The organism is Mesorhizobium sp. CA6 (assembly GCF_020165035.1).
Lineage (GTDB): Bacteria > Pseudomonadota > Alphaproteobacteria > Rhizobiales > Rhizobiaceae > Mesorhizobium.
In genome coordinates, this window is sequence record NZ_JAIUHI010000002.1 from 69,885 (window position 1) to 87,468 (window position 17,584).

A 17,584-nucleotide genomic window follows, 5' to 3' on the forward strand; every position below is an offset into this window, starting at 1 on the left:
TTACAGACCCGACAGGCCACATGCGCGCATTGCAACTTATCGAGGACCGCCGCCTTGAAACGGTGGACCTGCCGCCTCCCCCGCCGCCTTCGCTGGGCGAAGTGACGCTCCGCATCAAGGCGGTGGCGCTCAACCATATCGACGTCTGGGGTTGGCGCGGCATGGCGTTTGCCAAGCGCAAGCTGCCGCTGGTCGTCGGCGCCGAGGCCGCCGGCGAGGTCGAGGCGGTCGGCCCCGGCGTCTCCAACCTGCTGCCGGGACAATTGGTGTCGATCTACGGCGCGCGCACCTGCGGGCTTTGCCGCGCCTGCCGCGAAGGCCGCGACAATCTCTGCGAGCATGTTTCCGGCGTCCATGGCTTCCATCTCGACGGCTTTGCCCAGGAAAAGATCAACCTGCCGGCGCGTCTTCTGGTGCCCGCGCCTCCCGGCGTCACCGAGATCGGCGCGGCGGTCGCGCCTGTCACCTTCGGCACGGTCGAGCACATGCTGTTCGACAACGCCAGGCTGGAACCAGGCGAAACCATCCTCGTCCATGCCGGCGGCTCCGGGATCGGCTCCGCTGCCATCCAGCTCGCAAAGAAGATGGGCTGCACTGTCATCACCACGGTCGGCTCGAACAACAAGATCGACAAGGCCAAGGCGCTTGGTGCCGACCATGTCATCAACTACCGCGAGGACCGTTTCGAAGGCGTCGTGCGCAAGCTGACCAGGAAGAAGGGTGTCGATGTGGTGTTCGAGCATGTCGGCGCCGACACCTTCGCCGGTTCCATGCTGTGCTTGAAGCGTGGCGGTCGCCTCGTCACCTGCGGCTCGACCTCGGGCGTGTCGACGCAGGTCAACCTGATGCAGCTCTTCCAGCAGCAGCTGAAGCTGCTCGGCTCCTTCGGCTGCCGCATGGAGAACATGGCCAACGCCATGCAGAAGATGGCGGCCGGCCTCGTTGCGCCGGTCATCGATACCGAAGTCGGCTTCGACGACATCGACGCCGCGCTGAAGCGCATGGAAGGCCGCGACGTCTTCGGCAAGATCATCCTGCGCGTTTCCTAAGACAGGATGGTCGGCAAGGTGTTCAGGAAAGCCCGCCGGAACTTCATGTTCCGCTACGGCCGACGGCTGCGCCAGCTGGAGCATTGGCTGGTCGCCAAGCTCGCCATCGTGTTGCTCTCGCTGCTGCGCCTGTTGCCGCCGGACAGCGCGCTCAACTTCGCCGACCGTGTCGCCCGCCGCATCGGCCCGATGGTCGGGCGCCACCGCGTTGCGGTCAACAATCTGCGCCTTGCCTATCCGCAAAAGAGCGACGCCGAGATCGAAGCCATCGCGCGCGACATGTGGGGCAACATGGCCCGCCTCGCCGCCGAATACATCTTCCTCGACGCGCTGTTCGACTTCGATCCGAACGCTTCGAAGCCGGGCCGGGTGGAGGTGCGCGGCGTCGAGCATTTCCACGAGATCGCCGGCGAGAAGAAGCCGCATATCCTGTTCACCGGCCATCTCGGCAATTTCGAGTTGCTGCCGGTGGCCGCGGCCACCTTCGGCATGAACATCACGGCGCTGTTTCGCCCGCCGAACAACCCCTATCTCGCCGATTACATCCACTCGACGCGCCGCTCCTCGATGGGCGCCCTGCTGCCCTCCGCCGCCGGCGCATCCTTCGCCCTTGCCGCCATCCTCGAAAAGGGCGGCAATATAGGCGTGCTGGTCGATCAGAAATTCTCGGGCGGCGTAGACACGACCTTCTTCGGGCGCCCATGCCAGAGCAATCCGATGCTCGGCATGCTGGCCCGCCACTATGACTGCGATGTCTATCCCGCCCGCTGCGTCAGGCTGCCGGGCAACCGCTTCCGCCTGGAAATCGAGGACAGGCTGACCTTGCCGCGCACCGAAGGCGGTAGCGTCGATGTCAGCGCCACCACCCAGCTGCTCACCGATGTGGTCGAGCGCTGGGTGCGTGAGGACCCCGGCCAGTGGATGTGGTTCCACAAACGCTGGGAAATCAGCGGCCGTCGCCGCAAGCGCGGACAGTCGAAGGCGACAGTCGGCCTGTAACCGGGTCGGCCCGCCGACCAGGCTCAGTTGGTGACGACAATCCGCGTGTTGCCGAAGCCGACTTCCTTGACCATCGAATAAAAGGCCGCGGCGTTAGCCGGATGCAGGCGCACGCAGCCATGCGATGCCGGTCGTCCGAGATTTCTCACCGACCCGGTGCCGTGAATGGCGTAGCCGCCGTGAAAGAACACCGAGTAGGGCATCGGCGAGTTGTCATACTTGCGCGAATACCACATCCGGGCGGTCCATTGCGGCCGGTAGCTGCCGCGCGGCGTGAAATAGCCCTTGCGCGCGGTCGACACGCTCCAGCGATAGACCACCTGGCCGTATTTGCTGACGGTCATAGTCTGTGACGAGACGTCGATATTGGCCACCAGCGCGGCCGCCCGGCTTGCGATGGACATGCCGAACAACGCGGTTGCCAGCACGGTTGCCGTGAGAACGAAGTTTTTCATGCGATCAAACCCCTTTGATTGCCCCTGCCATTCGCGCGGTTCTTCCATCTTTTTGCCGGCAGATGCGTTAAGTACCACACACTCCTTGACGAATCCGCCAATGCAATGCGGTGAATTTGAACGATTTCGCGGTATAGTTGCTGCCGCACCACGCACCCTCTGAAGTTTAGGCGAGGCGTTGGTCCATGCTTCGGTCGTTGTGTGGCAATGAGCGACTGGTCGCTTGCAAAAGTGCTGCGTTCCTTCTTCAATCCGCCGGATGAATGAACGACTTCTCAAGGCGGTCGAGGATCGGGCCGACGACCTCGTTGCGCTGACCGCCGACCTGATCCGCTTTCCGACCGTAAACCCGCCGGGCGAAGCCTACCGGCCATGCGCCGAGTTTCTCGGCGCGCGCCTGAAGAAACTCGGCTTCGAGACCGAGTTTATTCGTGCCGAAGGCGCGCCAGGCGACAGCGACCGCTACCCGCGCGTCAACGTCATTGCCCGTTTCGAGGGCAGCTCGCCCGGCCCCTGCGTGCATTTCAACTCGCACATCGACGTGGTCGAGGCCGGCGACGGCTGGACCGTCGATCCCTTCGCCGGCGTGGTGAAGGACGGCAAGGTCTATGGCCGCGGTGCCTGCGACATGAAGGGCGGCCTGGCTGCCTCCGTCATCGCCGTCGAAGCCTTCGTGGAAGTCTATCCCGATTTTCCCGGCGCCATCGAGATATCAGGCACGGCGGACGAGGAATCGGGCGGTTTCGGCGGCGTCGCCCATCTGGCGAGGCTCGGCTATTTCTCGAAGCCGAAAGTCGACCACGTCATCATCCCCGAGCCGCTGAACAAGGATCGCATCTGCCTTGGCCATCGGGGCGTCTGGTGGGCCGAGATCGAGACCAAGGGCGAGATCGCGCACGGCTCGATGCCGTTCCTCGGCGACAATGCAGTACGCCACATGGGCGCCGTTCTGCGGGCCTTCGAGGAGGAATTGTTCCCGGCGCTCGACCGCAAGATGACGCGCATGCCGGTGGTTCCGGAAGGCGCCAGGCGCTCGACCATGAACATCAATTCCATTCATGGCGGCCAGACCGAGGATTTCCGGCCGGGGCTCCCCTCGCCCAACGTGCCCGATTGGTGCCGGCTTACCATCGACCGGCGTTTTCTGCTCGAAGAAGACATCGCCTCCGTCAAAGGCGAAGTCACCGGCATCCTCGAACGGCTGAAACGCGAGCGCGAGAAATTCGACTACGAGATCCGCGATCTGATGGAGGTGCTGCCGCTGATGACGGAGCGCGACGCGCCGGTGGTGAAGGCCGTCGCGAAGGGCATCATGGAGGTCTTCGACCGCGAACCGGATTATGTGATCTCGCCCGGCACCTACGACCAGAAGCATGTCGCGCGCATCGGCCACCTCTATGACTGCATCGCTTATGGCCCGGGCATTCTCGACCTCGCCCACCGGCCGGACGAATGGGTCGGCATCGCCGACATGTTGGAATCGGCCAAGGTGATGGCTATCGGCCTCAATGTGCTCTTGCGCGGTACAACCGGCTGATCCGCAAAAACATTCCGCCTGGCGCCGCCCGGCAGCACGAAACGCAATTTACTCGCAGGCCAAATCACGCTTCTATCCGCCAGCCTGAGCACGTTTGAGCAATGGGAGTTCAGCGATGAAATTGTGGAAGACCATCCTGGCCGCGGCTACCCTGTCGCTTGCCGCCGCCACGTCGGCCTTTGCCGCACGCACCGACCTCACGCTCGGCATCGTGCTTGAGCCGCCGCATCTCGATCCGACCGCCGGCGCGGCCGCGGCCATCGGCGAAGTCACCTATGCCAATGTCTTTGAAGGGCTGACGCGCATAGACGACAACGGCCAGGTTCAGCCCGGTCTCGCCGAGAGTTGGGCCGTCTCCGACGACGGCAAGGTCTACACGTTCAAGCTGCATTCCGGCGTGAAGTTCCACGATGGCTCGGCCTTCGGCGCCGCCGACGTGAAATTCTCGCTGGACCGGGCGCGCGCCAAGGATTCGCTCAATCCGCAAAAGCCGCTCTTTGCGCATATCACCGATGTCACAGCGGTCGATCCGGCGACGGTGAAGGTCACGCTCGACGGTCAGCAGGGCGATTTCCTCTATGATATGGGCCAGGTTGCGGCGGTAATCGTGGCGAAGGCATCGGCCGACGGCAACAAGGACAAGCCGATCGGCACCGGTCCCTTCAAGCTCGATCATTGGGCCAAGGGTTCCGAGATCACGCTGGTCAAGAATCCGGACTACTGGGGTACGCCCGCCGCGCTCGACAAGGCGACGTTCCGTATCGTGCCCGACGCGGCCGCGGCTGTCCCCGCATTGCTCTCGGGCGACATCCAGGCTTTCGCCAACATGCCCGCACAAGACGCGCTCGAGCAACTTCAGTCCGATCCGCGCTTCAGCGTCATGATCGGCTCGACCGAGGGCGAGACGATCCTGTCGATCAACAACAAGAAGCCGCCCTTCGACAAGCTTGCGGTGCGGCAGGCGCTCGCCTCCGCGATCGATCGCAGTGCCGTCATCGCCGCGGCCTCGAACGGTCTTGGAAAGCCGATCGGCTCTCATTTCTCGCCAGGCGATGCGGGCTATGTCGATCTCACCGGCGTTTATCCGCACGACATCGCCAAGGCCAAGGCGTATCTGAAGGAAGCAGGGCTGGAGAACGGCTTTTCGGCCACGATCAAGCTGCCGCCCGTACCCTACGCACGCGACGGCGGCCAGGTGATTCAGTCCCAACTGAAGGACATCGGGGTCAATCTGCAGATCATTCCGGTCGAATGGGCGGAGTGGCTGAGCCAGGTCTTCACCAACAAGGACTACGACCTGACGATTGTTTCCCATGTCGAGCCAAACGACATCGATATCTATTCGCGGCCCGGCTACTATTTCCAGTATGACAACCCGAAGTTCAACGATGTCATCAAGGAGCTCGGCACCACGGTCGACAAGGACAAGCGGCTGGAGCTGCTGGGCGAGGCGCAGAAGATTCTCGCGCACGACGTGCCCGCCGTCTACCTGTTCGAGCTGCCCAAGATTGGCGTCTGGGATGCCAAGCTGCAGGGCATGTGGACGAACTGGCCGATCGAGGCTGACGATCTGACCAAGGTGAAGTGGACAGATTGAGGCCGGCGCGATCGCCCGATCGCCTCCCATGACCGCCTATCTCCTGAAACGCATCATCATCGCCGCCCTCACCCTGGTGCTGGCCTCGATCGTGGTGTTCGCGGTCATGGAGATCCTGCCGGGAGACCCGGCACGCCTGATGCTGGGCATGAATGCCAGCGCCGACCAGGTCGAAGTGCTGCGCAATCAGATGGGGCTGAACGCGCCGCTGGTGCTGCGCTACCTGCACTGGGCGGCGGGCTTGCTCAGCCTCGATTTCGGTCGCTCCTACACCTATTCGGTTCCTGTCATCGACCTGGTGCGCGAACGCATTGCCGTCTCCCTGCCGCTGGCGCTGATCGCGCTGGCGCTCTCGACCATCATCGCCATTCCGGTCGGCGTGTTCTCCGCCAGCCGCCAGGGCCAAGCCGGCGACACACTCGCCATGGGCGCCGCCCAGCTCGGCGTCGCCGTGCCGAATTTCTGGTTCGCGCTGATGCTGATCTATCTGTTCGCCGTATGGCTGCGGCTGGTGCCGGCCGGCGGTTTCCCAGGCTGGAGCGCCGGCATCTGGACGGCGCTGAAATCCCTGCTGTTGCCCGCCGTCGCGCTCGCGCTGCCGCAGGCGGCGATTCTCGGACGCGTCGCCCGCTCGGCGCTGATTGAGGTGCTCAACGAGGACTATATCCGCACCGCGCGCGCCAAGGGCCTGCCCTACCGCGCCGTGCTCTGGCGCCACGCGCTGCGCAACGCCATGATCCCGGTGCTCACCATCCTCGGCCTGCAATTCGCCTTCCTGCTTGCCGGCACCATCATCATCGAGAATGTCTTCTACCTGCCTGGTCTCGGCCGGCTGATCTTTCAGGCGATCACCCAGCGCGACCTGATCGTGGTCGAGAGCATCGTCATGCTGCTGGTCGCCGCCGTGATCCTCATCAACCTCCTCGTCGATTTCTCCTACGCCCTCGTCGACCCGCGCCTAAGAGCAATTCCAGGAAAAGTGCGTAGCGGTTTTCCGTCCGGAATTGCGCCAAAACAAATACTGAGAGCGGTTCAGCGATTCCGCGAGACGCGGAACCGCTCGAGAGGCCGGCAATGACCATGCGCGTCGACCTGCCCGAGGAAACGCTTGCCGGCGTGCTGGCCAAGGCCTTCGGCAACCGCTCCTTCCTGATCGGTTTGATCATCACGCTGCTGGTTGTGGCCGTCGCGCTCCTCTCCTTTGCCTGGACGCCTTACGACGTCACCAGGCTGGTGATCGCCGACAAGACGCAGGCGCCCTCCTGGGCGCACTGGTTCGGCACCGACCATTTCGGCCGCGACATCCTGTCGATGATCATGGTCGGCGCCCGCAACTCGATTGCGGTGGCGTTGGTCGCGGTCGGCATCGGCATGGGCATCGGCGTGCCGCTCGGCGCCGTCGCCGCGGCGCGCGGCGGATTGATCGACGAGGCGCTGATGCGCCTCAACGACCTGGTCTTTGCCTTTCCGGCGCTGCTTTCGGCAATCATGATCACCGCGATCTTCGGCCCGGGCGCCGTCAACGCCATCATCGCCATCGGCATCTTCAATATCCCTGTCTTCGCGCGTGTCGCCCGCGCGGGCGCGCTGGCCATCTGGCCCCGCGAATTCATCCTTGCCGCGCGCGCCGCCGGCAAGGGCATGACACAGATCACCGTCGAGCACATCCTGCCCAACATCGCGACGCTGCTGCTGGTCCAGGGCACGATCCAGTTCGCGCTGGGCATCCTCGCCGAAGCCGGGCTTTCCTATGTCGGCCTCGGCGCCCAGCCGCCGATGCCGAGCTGGGGCCGCATGCTGTTCGACGCGCAGACGCGCATGGTGACCGCGCCCTGGATGGCGATCTTCCCCGGCATGGCGATCGTGATCACCGTGCTTGGGCTGAACCTGCTCGGCGACGGCATTGCCGACATCCTCGATCCGAAATCGCGGCGGCGTAGATGAACCTGCTCGAGATAAAAAACCTGTCGCTTTCGATCGGCGATACGCCGATCCTGAAAGGCGTCGAGCTGACAATCGCACCGGGCGAGGTCGTCGGCCTGGTCGGCGAATCCGGCTCCGGCAAGTCGATGACGGCGCTGACAATCATGCGGCTGCTGCCGCATCTGGCCCGCGCCGAGGGCCGCGTCGCCTTCGACGGCATCGACATCCTCGCTGCCACCGAGGACCAGATGTGCGCCTTGCGCGGCGACGATATCGGCATGGTCTTCCAGGAGCCGATGACGGCGTTGAATCCGGTCAAGACCATCGGCGAACAGGTCGCCGAAGGCATACGCTGGCACACCAAAGCAGGCCGCGCCAAAGCGGAGGAGCGCGCACGAAAGATCCTCGACCGAGTCGGGCTGCCGGAGGCAAAATTCCCGCTGTCGCGCTACCCGCACCAACTGTCGGGCGGCCAGCGCCAACGCGTCGTCATCGCGATCGCCTGCGTGCTGAAACCGAAGCTGCTCATCGCCGACGAGCCGACGACAGCGCTTGATGTGGTGCTGCAGGCGCAGATCCTCGACCTTTTGCGCGATCTGGTCAGCGAAAACCGTATGGGCCTGCTGCTCATCTCGCACGACCTCGCCGTGGTGACCGAGATGGCCGATCGCCTGACCATCCTGCGCAACGGCGAAGTGACGGAAGCCGGCGAAACCGCCCGGACCTTGTCGGAGCAACAGCATCCCTATACGCGCGAGCTGGCGCTGGCCTCCATGCACGTGCCGGCGCGCCCGAAACCGCACATTGCCGGATCGGCAAAACCCCTGCTCGAAGTCGAGGGCGTCGGCCGGGACTATCCGGGACGGCGCAAATCGCTGTTCCGGCCGGCGCAACCAATCCACGCCGTCGACGATGTCTCGCTCACCATCGAGCCCGCGCAATCGGTGGCGCTCGTCGGCCGATCGGGCTGCGGCAAGTCCACGCTTGCCCGCATGATCCTCGCCTTGGACAAGCCGACGGCGGGCACGATCCGCTTTCGCGGCGAGGCTATCACCGGCAAGCCGGAACGGGCGCTAAAGCCGGCCCGGCGCGACATGCAGGGGGTGTTCCAGGATCCTTACGGCTCCTTCGACCCGCGCCAGAAGGTCGAGAAGCTGGTGGCCGAGCCGCTGCATCTTCTGGAAAAGCAGCCGGCAAAGGCCGAGCGCCGCGAGATGGTCGCGCATGCGCTGCATGAAGTCGGCCTTAGCCAGCGCGACATGGACAAATACCCGCATGAATTCTCCGGCGGCCAGCGCCAGCGCCTGTCGATCGCCCGCGCCATCATCACCCGTCCGAAGCTGGTAGTGGCCGACGAGCCGGTATCGGCGCTGGACGTCTCGATCCGCGCCCAGATCCTTGACCTTTTCGCCGAGCTCAACCAGAAGCTCGGCATCGCCTATCTCTTCATCACCCATGACCTGACGGTCGCCCGCGCCATGGCGGACGAGGTGCTGGTCATGCATGAAGGCAAGATCGTCGAACGCGGCCGGGCGGCCGAGGTGCTCGACCATCCGCGCTCAGAGGCGGCGCAGGCGCTGGTCGCGGCGGCACCCGACCTTCACCGCGCTATCGCGCGCAAAATGCAGGAACAGGGGTAGTTCAGCTCTCCGGCTTCACCAGATCGACGGGGCTGATGTCGAGCATGTCGAGCGTGCGGCGCAGAAGCTTCACCTCGCTCTCCGCCAGCCTGGCATCGGCCTTGGCGATCTCGGCCATGTGGCGGGCAAGCAGCTTCCGGCGCTCGACATCGAGGTCGCGGAACAGCGCGATCGCCTGCGAGCCGTTGGTCTCGTAGCCATAATCGTTGAGATATTCGATGACGCTGTCGATGCTGGCCTCCGGAATGCCGAAGGCTTCCTTGCAGATATGCCGGAAGACGACCATCTCGCTCTCCGAGACCGAGCCGTCAGCCAGGATCATGCGGAACAGCATCAGCAATTCCGCCGACAGCACAGGGTCGTCCGCCACCTTGCGCACACCCGGGTCACCGTCGAAGATCGAACGTATCTGGTCGAGCAGCGCCATCGCCACCAAGCTCCCTTTGCGAGTCTGATCTGATTGTTAGCTTGGAATCTCTCTTGCGCAAACGGGGCGAGCGTGATGGAAGCTGCGGCTCCCTCCCTCGCCTCACTCCAGCCCGATGATCGACCTTACCCTGCAGTCCGTCTTCATACTCACTGCCGCCGCTTTTGCGGCGGGTTTTGTCGACTCGATCGCCGGCGGCGGCGGGCTGATCACCATCCCGGCGCTGCTGCTCGCCGGTTATTCGCCGGTGGCAGCACTTGGCACGAACAAATTGCAGGGCATGTTCGGGTCCGGCTCGGCTACCATCCACTACGCCGCCAAGGGTCAGGTCGACCTGCGTCGCCAACTGCCGTCCGCCGCGCTGGCGCTTGCCGGCGGCGCGGTCGGGGCGCTTTTGGCGACCGTCGTGCCGGGCGATTTCCTGCGTGCCCTGCTGCCGCTGCTGCTGATCGCCATCGCGCTCTATTTCGCACTGAAGCCGAACATGGGCGACGTCGACCGCGCCGAGCGGCTGTCGCCTTTCCTGTTCGGGCTGATCGTCCCGCCGCTGGTCGGCTTCTATGACGGGCTCTTCGGTCCCGGCGCCGGCTCCTTCTACATGCTCGCCTTCGTCACGCTTGCCGGCTACGGCGTGCTCAAGGCGACGGCGCACACCAAGCTGCTCAATTTCGCCTCCAACATCGGCGGCTTCGTCGTCTTCGCCGCCGTCGGCGTCATCGACTGGAAGATCGGCCTGATGATGGGCGTGGCGCAGTTCCTCGGCGCCCGCGTCGGCGCGAGCCTGGCTATCCGCATCGGCGCGAAGCTGATCAAGCCGCTGCTGGTGGTGGTCTGCCTGGCGCTGGCGATCAAGCTCTTGGCCGATCCCGCCAATCCGCTGCGCCAGCTCATTGGTGTGTGAGGCGGCTGCTGGTACAATTCCAGCGTTGCGAATCATGTTGGAGGGACCAGACATGAATCTCAGTGCACCCACCCAGATCGTGTTCATTATTTCGTTGGTTATCGCCGTCATCGGCCTTCTCGCCGCGCTTGGCGTTCTTGCATTCATTCCGTTTGCGTCCGTTTGGATCATGCTCATCGCCTATATTGTGCTCGCCGCCGGCTGTTTGATGCGCGGAGCTTGAAATTCGCTAATCTCAGGCAACTCGGAGCGCCCGGTCCTGCCGGGCGCTTTTGATTTTCGAGGGGGTGTTCTGCTAGGCTCGGATCATGTCCGATGAGACAGAGCACCATCGCCAGGACAATCGGTCGCCGGCCCTCCATTTCGAGATGGTGCGGCGCAAGCCCGCCGCCTCGCTTGCGGGCGTCGTCACGGATATCTGCGGCTATCGCGAGACCTGTCCCGGCCATTTCCGCATCGTCGAATATGCTTCGCTGACCGTGCCGCTGGTGATCAGCTTCGCCAAAGCCTTCGCCATCGGGCTCGGCCACAGCCCGGGCGACAACGATCGCTACGCCAGCTTCGCCGCCGGCCTCTATGCCGGGCCGGTCATGATCGAATCCTTTGGCGGCGCCTGCTGCGTTCAGGTCAATTTCACCCCGCTTGGCGCCAGGCAGTTCTTCGGCCTGCCGATGAGCGAGTTGCGCGATCGCATGGTCGGGTTGGACGATGCACTGGGCTTTGACGGCATCGCATTGCGCGAACGGCTCGGCGAGGCATCGGATTGGCACGCGCGCTTCGACATTGCCGAGGGATTCATTACCAGCCGCCTTGTCGAGGCGAACGCGCTTTCACCGGAAATCGCCTGGGCCTACAGGGCGGTCATCGCGTCGGGCGGCCGCACCCACATTTCGGTGCTCGCCGGCGAGATCGGCTGGAGCCGCAAGCATCTGGCGGCGAGATTCACCGACGCGATCGGCATCGGCCCGAAGACATTGTCGCGCATCGTGCGCTTCAATCGCGCGCTGTCCCTGTCGAAGCGGCAGGACAATGACTGGGCCGGCATCGCCGCCGATTGCGGCTACGCTGACCAAGCGCATCTGGTGCGCGAGTTCCGTCAGTTGGCCGGCGAAACGCCGAGCGGTCTCGCGGCATCGATGTAGGCCTGACCCAGGTAACATTTCTTCAAGACGCCGAGACCGCCTTTGCGCAGACTGGCATTCATCAACCGACCAGGGAGATTGTCATGCCGACAGCAAACGAAGCACCCCGTCTATACCCGGCTCTGCGCTACAGGAACGCCGCCAAAATGATCGACTGGCTATGCGAGGCCTTCGGCTTCGAGGCGCGCGCCCGCTATGGCGAGGGCGACATTGTCCACCATGCCGAGCTCACTTTCGGGTCCTCGATGATCATGCTGGGTACGGCACGCGACGACGATTACGGCAAGATGGTCGGCGCGCCCGGCGGTGGCGGCGGCAAGTCGATCTACATCGCCGTCGATGACGCCGACGCCGCCTATGCGCGTGCCAAGAAGGCCGGCGCGAAAATCATCCAGGAACTGGTCGACCGCGACTATGGCAGCCGCGAATTCATCTGCCTCGACCCGGAAGGCAATGTCTGGTCCTTCGGCACCTATTGGCCGAAGGTGGAGGAGGAGGCGTGAGGCCATCAGTGACGCTGGCGATTCGCCGCGATCTGCCAGCTTCGTCATCCACGGGCGGAGCGGGAGCGAAGCGGACGCGCAGACCCGAGGATCCATTCCGTTACCTCACGCGAGGGGTGCAGCGGAGTAGAATTCTGCCCTGTTGCAAACGCCTTGACGTCACGGAATGAATCCTCGGGTCTGCGCTGCGTCGCTTCGCTCCTTGCTCCGCCCGTGGATGACGACCCGAGGGGCGTTTTCGCCAATCACAAACCCTGTGGGTTCGATAGAGCTATCTAGCGCGCGATGGCAAAAATCGCGTCGCAGTCGAGATGCCTCTCCAGCTCGGCCGCGACCTCGTCCAGCGCCTTCTCGACATCCGCGCGATAGTCGATACCGCCTCCCCTGACGCCAAGGCTCTCCAGGTATGCGGCGCGAAAAGCGTCGGCGGAAAACAGTCCGTGCAGATAGGTGCCAATCACCTTGCCGTCCGCGGAGACCGCGCCGTCCTCGACGCCGTTGAGGATCGTCGAGGGCCGCGCCGTGTCCGGGCCGGTGGTGCGGCCGAGATGGATCTCGTAGCCTTCGAGCGGCAGGCCGAACTGCACTGACTGCGCGCTTGAATTGCGCACAGTCTTCTCAGGCTCCATCACCGTTTCGATGTCGAGCAAGCCAAGACCTTCGGCCTCAGTGACGCTGCCTTCGATGCCGTCGGGATCGCGCACCATGCGGCCGAGCATCTGATAGCCGCCGCAGATGCCGACGACATGGCCGCCGCGCTTGCGATGGGCGAGGAGATCGCGATCCCAGCCGTTCTCGCGGAATTTCAGGAGATCGCCGATCGTCGATTTGGAGCCGGGGATGACCACCAACCCGGCATCTTCCGGCAGCTTCTTGCCCGGCGGCACGAACACCACCTCGACCTGCGGCTCGGCTTTCAGCGGATCGAGATCGTCGAAATTGGCGATGCGCGCCAGCATCGGCACCGCCACCTTCAGCGCCCGCTTCTCGCCGGAAGCGAGGCGTTCGAGCACCACCGAATCCTCGGACGGCAGCCGCCCGGCCGCCTTCAGCCACGGCACGACGCCGAAGCAGCGCCAGCCGGTGAATTTTTCGATCGCGCTGATCCCGTCGTCGAACAACGAGACATCGCCGCGGAACTTATTGATGAGATAGCCGGCGATCATGCGCCGGTCTTCCTCCGGCAGGATCAGATGCGTGCCGGCCACGGACGCAATCACGCCGCCGCGGTCGATGTCGCCGACCAGGATCACCGGCACATTGGCGCGCGTGGCAAAGCCCATATTGGCGATGTCGCGGCTTCTGAGATTGATCTCGGCCGGCGAGCCCGCGCCCTCGACGATGACCAGGTCCGCGCCCGCGCCAACCTGCGCCCAGGAATCCAGCACAGGGTCCATCAGTCCGGCTTTCATCGCCTGGTAGTCGCGCGCCCGCGCCTCGCCATAGACTTTGCCCTGCACCACCACTTGCGAGCCGATATCGCTCTGCGGCTTGAGCAGCACCGGGTTCATATGGACGGTCGGCCTCACGCCGCAGGCCAGCGCCTGCAGCCATTGCCCGCGGCCGATCTCGCCTTCGCCGGCTTTGTCGTCGCCCGGAATATCGGCAACGGCAGCATTGTTCGACATGTTCTGCGGCTTGAATGGCCTAACCTTCAGCCCGCGATTCTTCGCAACGCGGCAAAGCCCGGCCACCAGCACGGTCTTGCCGACATCCGAGCCGGTGCCCTGCAGCATGATCGCTTTCGCCATCAGCCCCTGCCCCCTGAGCCAATGGTCGATTTCTGTGCCAGCGGCCCGCCGCGCCAGAGATAGAGCGCCATCAGCGGTTCCTTGCCCGTGCGCATGGCATGGCTGACATTGGAAGCGTGGTGAATGACCTCGCCGGCGTCGCGCGTATGAAAATTCCCTTCGCCCATCCGCCACTCCGTGCCGCCGGTCAGCGGGATGTAGATCTCCTCGGCGAGGTGATGATGGTCGGGATAGACGATGTCAGACCCGAGGATCAGCAGGCCAGCCGCGACCGCTTCGTTGACGAAATGCCCGCGCGTGCCGAACACTTCAAGCCAGCCGTAATTGTCGATGAAACCCTGCCCGAAATCGGCGGCGCTGTAGGTCTGCCCCCAGCGCAACTCGCCCCGATGGTCGGCAACAAATCGCGTCAATGGCCTGGCGTCGGCCGGAACCAACTCGGCGATGCGATCGAGATGGCTAAGGCAGCCAAGAGCATGCGGCTCGAGAGAACGCGCAGGCATGTCCCAGCCGATGCGCGCGACTTCATCCGTCACCAGATCGTTGTCGACGCCGGCGAGATAGGCTTGGAATCGCTCCAGCAACTCATCGAAAATTGTCGGCACGCAAGAGCTCCGTTCGTCATTCCATGCACAGCCGGTTCTCAACGGCCCGGGTTGCGCGGCGGCATCATTGGTCTAGATTGAACGGCGCGCAAAGCCAAAAACGACAGGCCAGAAGGCCTGAACGACAGGGAGCACGCCATGGACGCGGCAGTCGATGCGGGCACTGGCCAGTTCGAGCTCAACGAGGAACAGCGCGCCATCCAGGAGATGGCCCGAGCCTTCGCGGCCGACCGCGTCGCGCCCAATGCGCTCGACTGGGACAAGGCAAAGCACTTCCCCGCCGATGTGATCCGCGAGACCGGGCCGCTCGGCCTCGGCGGCATCTATGTGCGCGACGATGTCGGCGGCTCGGCGCTGGGGCGGCTGGATGCCGTGCTGATCTTCGAGGCGCTTGCCCACGCCGATCCGGCATTCTCCTCTTTCATTTCCATCCACAACATGGCGGCCTCGATGATCGACCGCTTCGGTAGCGACGAGCAGCGCCAGCGCTTCCTGCCGAAACTGACCTCTATGGAGTGGCTGGCGAGCTATTGCCTGACCGAGCCCGGCTCGGGCTCGGATGCGGCTGCGCTGAAGACGCGTGCGGTGAAAAGCGGCGGCGATTATGTCTTGAACGGCGCCAAACAGTTCATCTCCGGCGCCGGCGACAGCGACCTCTATGTCGTGATGGCGCGCACCGGCGGCGACGGCCCGAAAGGCATTTCGACCTTTGTCGTGCCCAAGGATGCGGCCGGCCTTTCGTTCGGCGCCAACGAGCACAAGATGGGCTGGCACATGCAGTCGACCCGCCAGGTCATCTTCGAGGACTGCAAGGTGCCGGCCGAGAACCTGCTCGCCGCAGAAGGCGCAGGCTTCGGCATCGCCATGGCCGGGCTCGACGGCGGCCGGCTCAACATCGCCGCCTGTTCGCTCGGCGGAGCGCAGTCGGCGCTCGACAAGGCGCTTGCCTACACGGCCGAGCGCAAGGCCTTCGGCTCCAAGATCAACCAGTTCCAGGCGCTGCAGTTCAGGTTGGCCGACATGGAAACGGAACTGCAGGCGGCCCGCATCTTTCTCTATGCCGCCGCTTCCAAGCTCGACCGCAAGGCGCCCGACGCCGGCAAATGGTCGGCGATGGCCAAGCGCTTCGTCACCGATATCGGCTTCGACATCGCCAACCAGGCGCTGCAGCTGCACGGCGGCTATGGCTACCTGCACGACTACGGCATCGAGAAGCTGGTGCGGGATCTGCGCGTCCACCAGATCCTCGAAGGCACCAACGAGATCATGCGCGTCATCATCGCGCGGGCGTTGATTGGCAGGCAGTAGGCAGTAGGCAGTAGGCAGTAGGCAGTAGGCAGTAGGCAGTAGGCAGTAGGCAGTAGGCAGTAGGGAAAGATGACCGGCGAGATCAACTCATACAAGGATTTGATCGTTTGGCAGCAGGCGATGGATTTGGCTGTAGCCACCTACTCCTTGACCAAGGCATGGCCAAAAGAGGAACTGTATGGGCTAACCAGCCAAATTCGCCGCTCAGCCACGTCTATCCCCGCAAACATTGCGGAAGGTTACGGCCGAGATAATACCGGCTCTTACCAGCAGTTTCTCAGGATAGCCCAAGGCTCTCTAAAGGAAGTCGAGACGCATCTCCAGATCGCTGAACGCATCGGCTTGGCCACTCGTGGCGAAGTTGGTCATATGCTGTCAGCCACGGAAGCGATCGGAAAAATGCTTCGCCAGCTTATTATCAAGCTCGCACCTGAGTAGACGCCTACTGCCTACTGCCTACTGCCTACTGCCTACTGCCTGATCCAGGGAGCACTATCATGACAACGATCGCCTTCATCGGCCTCGGTAATATGGGCAATCCCATGGCCGCCAACCTCGTAAAGGCGGGTCATACGGTGCTGGGCTTCGACCTCGTGCCCGAGAACCTAGCCACTGCCAAGGAACACGGCGTCACCGTCATGGCGAACGCCGTCGCGGCGGTGAAGGACGCTGACGTCGTCATCACCATGCTGCCGGCCGGCAAGCATGTGTTGTCGGTTTATGAGGACATCGCGCCCAAGGCAAAGGAAGGTGCGCTGTTCATCGATTCCTCGACCATCGATGTCGAATCGGCTCGCAAGGCGCATGCCATTGCCGCGAAGCATGGTCACCCGTCGATCGACGCACCCGTCTCCGGCGGCACGGGCGGCGCCGCTGCCGGCACACTCACATTCATGGCCGGTGGCTCGGATCAGGCGTTTGCCGCTGCCGAGCCGATCCTGAAGCCGATGGCCGGGCGCGTCGTTCATTGCGGCGGCGACGGCGCCGGACAGGCGGCCAAGATCTGCAACAACATGATTCTCGGCATCTCGATGATCGGCGTCGCCGAAGCCTTTGTGCTGGCCGAAAAGCTCGGCCTGTCACACCAGGCGCTGTATGACGTCGCCTCCACTTCCTCGGGCCAGTGCTGGTCGCTCACCACCTATTGCCCGGTGCCCGGCCCTGTTCCGGCCTCGCCGGCCAACCGCGACTACAAGCCCGGCTTTGCTGCCGCGCTGATGCTGAAGGACCTGAAATTATCGCAGGAAGCCGCGCAGAACGCAGGCGCCGCGACTCCGCTCGGCGCCGAAGCCACGCAGCTCTATGCCTTGTTCAATGCGCAAGGCCACGCCGGCGCCGATTTTTCCGGCATTATTAATTTCCTGCGCGGAAATCCGGCATAAGTCTCTGCTTTTGAAGGGTTGTTTCCAAGATTTGCCGGTGCGAAGCCGGCAAATTTAGATTTGCTTAAGGTCTTGCTAACGCACCGGTAACGATGTGCCTTTAAAACGGACTGCGAGGCGGACATCGCGTCTGCCCGGCGCTCCGGATCAGGTCTCGCGTACCGGAGCCCGTAAATTTCGCAAGTATTCTCGTAGCGAAATGCCATGTGTATCTGGCAAAGCCGCGTTCCCGCAGGGACGCGGTTTTTGCGTTTCGGAGACGCCCTCCGCGAGCCGTTCAGGAATGGACCGGGCGCTTAGAGCAATTCCAGGAAAAGTGTGAGCGGTTTTCCGCCCGGAATTGCGTCAAAACAAGGAGATAGAGC

At 63.7% G+C, this 17,584-nt stretch carries 18 protein-coding genes; 14 read left to right on the plus strand and 4 right to left on the minus strand.

Annotated elements, in window-relative coordinates; translation table 11 throughout:
* The first annotated feature begins 20 nt into the window (after window positions 1-20).
* Window positions 21-1,049 carry a zinc-binding dehydrogenase gene (locus tag LB526_RS02580; protein WP_224522664.1) on the plus strand — a complete coding sequence of 343 codons (1,029 nt, stop codon included), beginning with the start codon at window positions 21-23 and terminating at the stop codon, window positions 1,047-1,049.
* Between the two features lie 6 nt (window positions 1,050-1,055).
* Window positions 1,056-2,048: a lipid A biosynthesis lauroyl acyltransferase gene (locus tag LB526_RS02585; RefSeq protein WP_224625973.1), complete on the plus strand. Its 993-nt coding sequence runs from the start codon at window positions 1,056-1,058 to the stop codon at window positions 2,046-2,048.
* A 23-nt stretch (window positions 2,049-2,071) separates the two neighbouring features.
* On the opposite strand, the gene LB526_RS02590 is transcribed toward LB526_RS02585, so the two are convergent.
* The gene (locus LB526_RS02590; protein WP_224609296.1) at window positions 2,072-2,503 is read right to left on the minus strand and encodes a L,D-transpeptidase; all 432 of its coding nucleotides are present in this window, start codon (window positions 2,501-2,503) and stop codon (window positions 2,072-2,074) included.
* A 259-nt stretch (window positions 2,504-2,762) separates the two neighbouring features.
* On the opposite strand from LB526_RS02590, the gene LB526_RS02595 reads away from it, so the two are divergent.
* The 5 genes from LB526_RS02595 (at window position 2,763) to LB526_RS02615 (ending at window position 9,200) form a co-directional block, all read left to right on the plus strand.
* The gene (locus tag LB526_RS02595) at window positions 2,763-4,040 is read left to right on the plus strand and encodes an acetylornithine deacetylase/succinyl-diaminopimelate desuccinylase family protein (RefSeq protein WP_224625974.1); all 1,278 of its coding nucleotides are present in this window, start codon (window positions 2,763-2,765) and stop codon (window positions 4,038-4,040) included.
* 115 nt (window positions 4,041-4,155) lie between these two features.
* The gene (locus tag LB526_RS02600; protein WP_224625975.1) at window positions 4,156-5,637 is read left to right on the plus strand and encodes an ABC transporter substrate-binding protein; all 1,482 of its coding nucleotides are present in this window, start codon (window positions 4,156-4,158) and stop codon (window positions 5,635-5,637) included.
* 28 nt (window positions 5,638-5,665) lie between these two features.
* Window positions 5,666-6,715: an ABC transporter permease gene (locus tag LB526_RS02605; RefSeq protein WP_224625976.1), complete on the plus strand. Its 1,050-nt coding sequence runs from the start codon at window positions 5,666-5,668 to the stop codon at window positions 6,713-6,715.
* The gene (locus LB526_RS02610) at window positions 6,712-7,581 is read left to right on the plus strand and encodes an ABC transporter permease (RefSeq protein WP_224625977.1); all 870 of its coding nucleotides are present in this window, start codon (window positions 6,712-6,714) and stop codon (window positions 7,579-7,581) included. Before LB526_RS02605 ends, LB526_RS02610 begins: the two co-directional genes overlap by 4 nt.
* The gene (locus LB526_RS02615; RefSeq protein ID WP_224625978.1) at window positions 7,578-9,200 is read left to right on the plus strand and encodes an ABC transporter ATP-binding protein; all 1,623 of its coding nucleotides are present in this window, start codon (window positions 7,578-7,580) and stop codon (window positions 9,198-9,200) included. Before LB526_RS02610 ends, LB526_RS02615 begins: the two co-directional genes overlap by 4 nt.
* Before the next feature lies 1 nt (window position 9,201).
* Here the strand turns inward: LB526_RS02615 and LB526_RS02620 are convergent, their stop codons facing one another.
* Window positions 9,202-9,633 carry a TerB family tellurite resistance protein gene (locus LB526_RS02620; RefSeq protein WP_224625979.1) on the minus strand — a complete coding sequence of 144 codons (432 nt, stop codon included), beginning with the start codon at window positions 9,631-9,633 and terminating at the stop codon, window positions 9,202-9,204.
* 109 nt (window positions 9,634-9,742) lie between these two features.
* Between LB526_RS02620 and LB526_RS02625 the strand changes: the two genes are divergently transcribed.
* The 4 genes from LB526_RS02625 to LB526_RS02640 all read left to right on the plus strand — a co-directional run bounded on the left by LB526_RS02625 (window position 9,743) and on the right by LB526_RS02640 (window position 12,173).
* Window positions 9,743-10,528 (plus strand): TSUP family transporter, encoded by a 786-nt coding sequence (locus tag LB526_RS02625; protein ID WP_224625981.1) that lies wholly within the window; start codon window positions 9,743-9,745, stop codon window positions 10,526-10,528.
* 52 nt (window positions 10,529-10,580) lie between these two features.
* A complete protein-coding gene (locus LB526_RS02630) occupies window positions 10,581-10,751 on the plus strand; it encodes a hypothetical protein (RefSeq protein WP_224625983.1) in 171 nt (56 codons plus the stop codon).
* Window positions 10,752-10,836: 85 nt separating this feature from the next.
* Entirely contained in the window at window positions 10,837-11,670 is an 834-nt protein-coding gene (locus LB526_RS02635; RefSeq protein ID WP_224625985.1) for a helix-turn-helix domain-containing protein, read from the plus strand.
* Window positions 11,671-11,753: 83 nt separating this feature from the next.
* Window positions 11,754-12,173 (plus strand): VOC family protein, encoded by a 420-nt coding sequence (locus tag LB526_RS02640; protein ID WP_224625987.1) that lies wholly within the window; start codon window positions 11,754-11,756, stop codon window positions 12,171-12,173.
* Between the two features lie 275 nt (window positions 12,174-12,448).
* Here LB526_RS02640 and LB526_RS02645 read toward each other — a convergent pair whose 3' ends face one another.
* The gene (locus LB526_RS02645) at window positions 12,449-13,924 is read right to left on the minus strand and encodes a cobyric acid synthase (protein ID WP_224625989.1); all 1,476 of its coding nucleotides are present in this window, start codon (window positions 13,922-13,924) and stop codon (window positions 12,449-12,451) included.
* The gene (locus LB526_RS02650) at window positions 13,924-14,529 is read right to left on the minus strand and encodes a dimethylsulfonioproprionate lyase family protein (RefSeq protein WP_224625990.1); all 606 of its coding nucleotides are present in this window, start codon (window positions 14,527-14,529) and stop codon (window positions 13,924-13,926) included. Before LB526_RS02650 ends, LB526_RS02645 begins: the two co-directional genes overlap by 1 nt.
* 138 nt (window positions 14,530-14,667) lie before the next feature.
* Here LB526_RS02650 and LB526_RS02655 point away from each other — a divergent pair, with 138 nt between their 5' ends.
* The 3 genes from LB526_RS02655 (at window position 14,668) to mmsB (ending at window position 17,219) form a co-directional block, all read left to right on the plus strand.
* The gene (locus LB526_RS02655; RefSeq protein WP_224625991.1) at window positions 14,668-15,837 is read left to right on the plus strand and encodes an isobutyryl-CoA dehydrogenase; all 1,170 of its coding nucleotides are present in this window, start codon (window positions 14,668-14,670) and stop codon (window positions 15,835-15,837) included.
* Between the two features lie 69 nt (window positions 15,838-15,906).
* Window positions 15,907-16,275: a four helix bundle protein gene (locus LB526_RS02660; protein WP_224625992.1), complete on the plus strand. Its 369-nt coding sequence runs from the start codon at window positions 15,907-15,909 to the stop codon at window positions 16,273-16,275.
* Between the two features lie 59 nt (window positions 16,276-16,334).
* Window positions 16,335-17,219, plus strand: coding sequence for a 3-hydroxyisobutyrate dehydrogenase (mmsB, locus tag LB526_RS02665; protein ID WP_224545532.1), 885 nt, complete (start codon window positions 16,335-16,337; stop codon window positions 17,217-17,219).
* Window positions 17,220-17,584 lie beyond the last annotated feature (365 nt).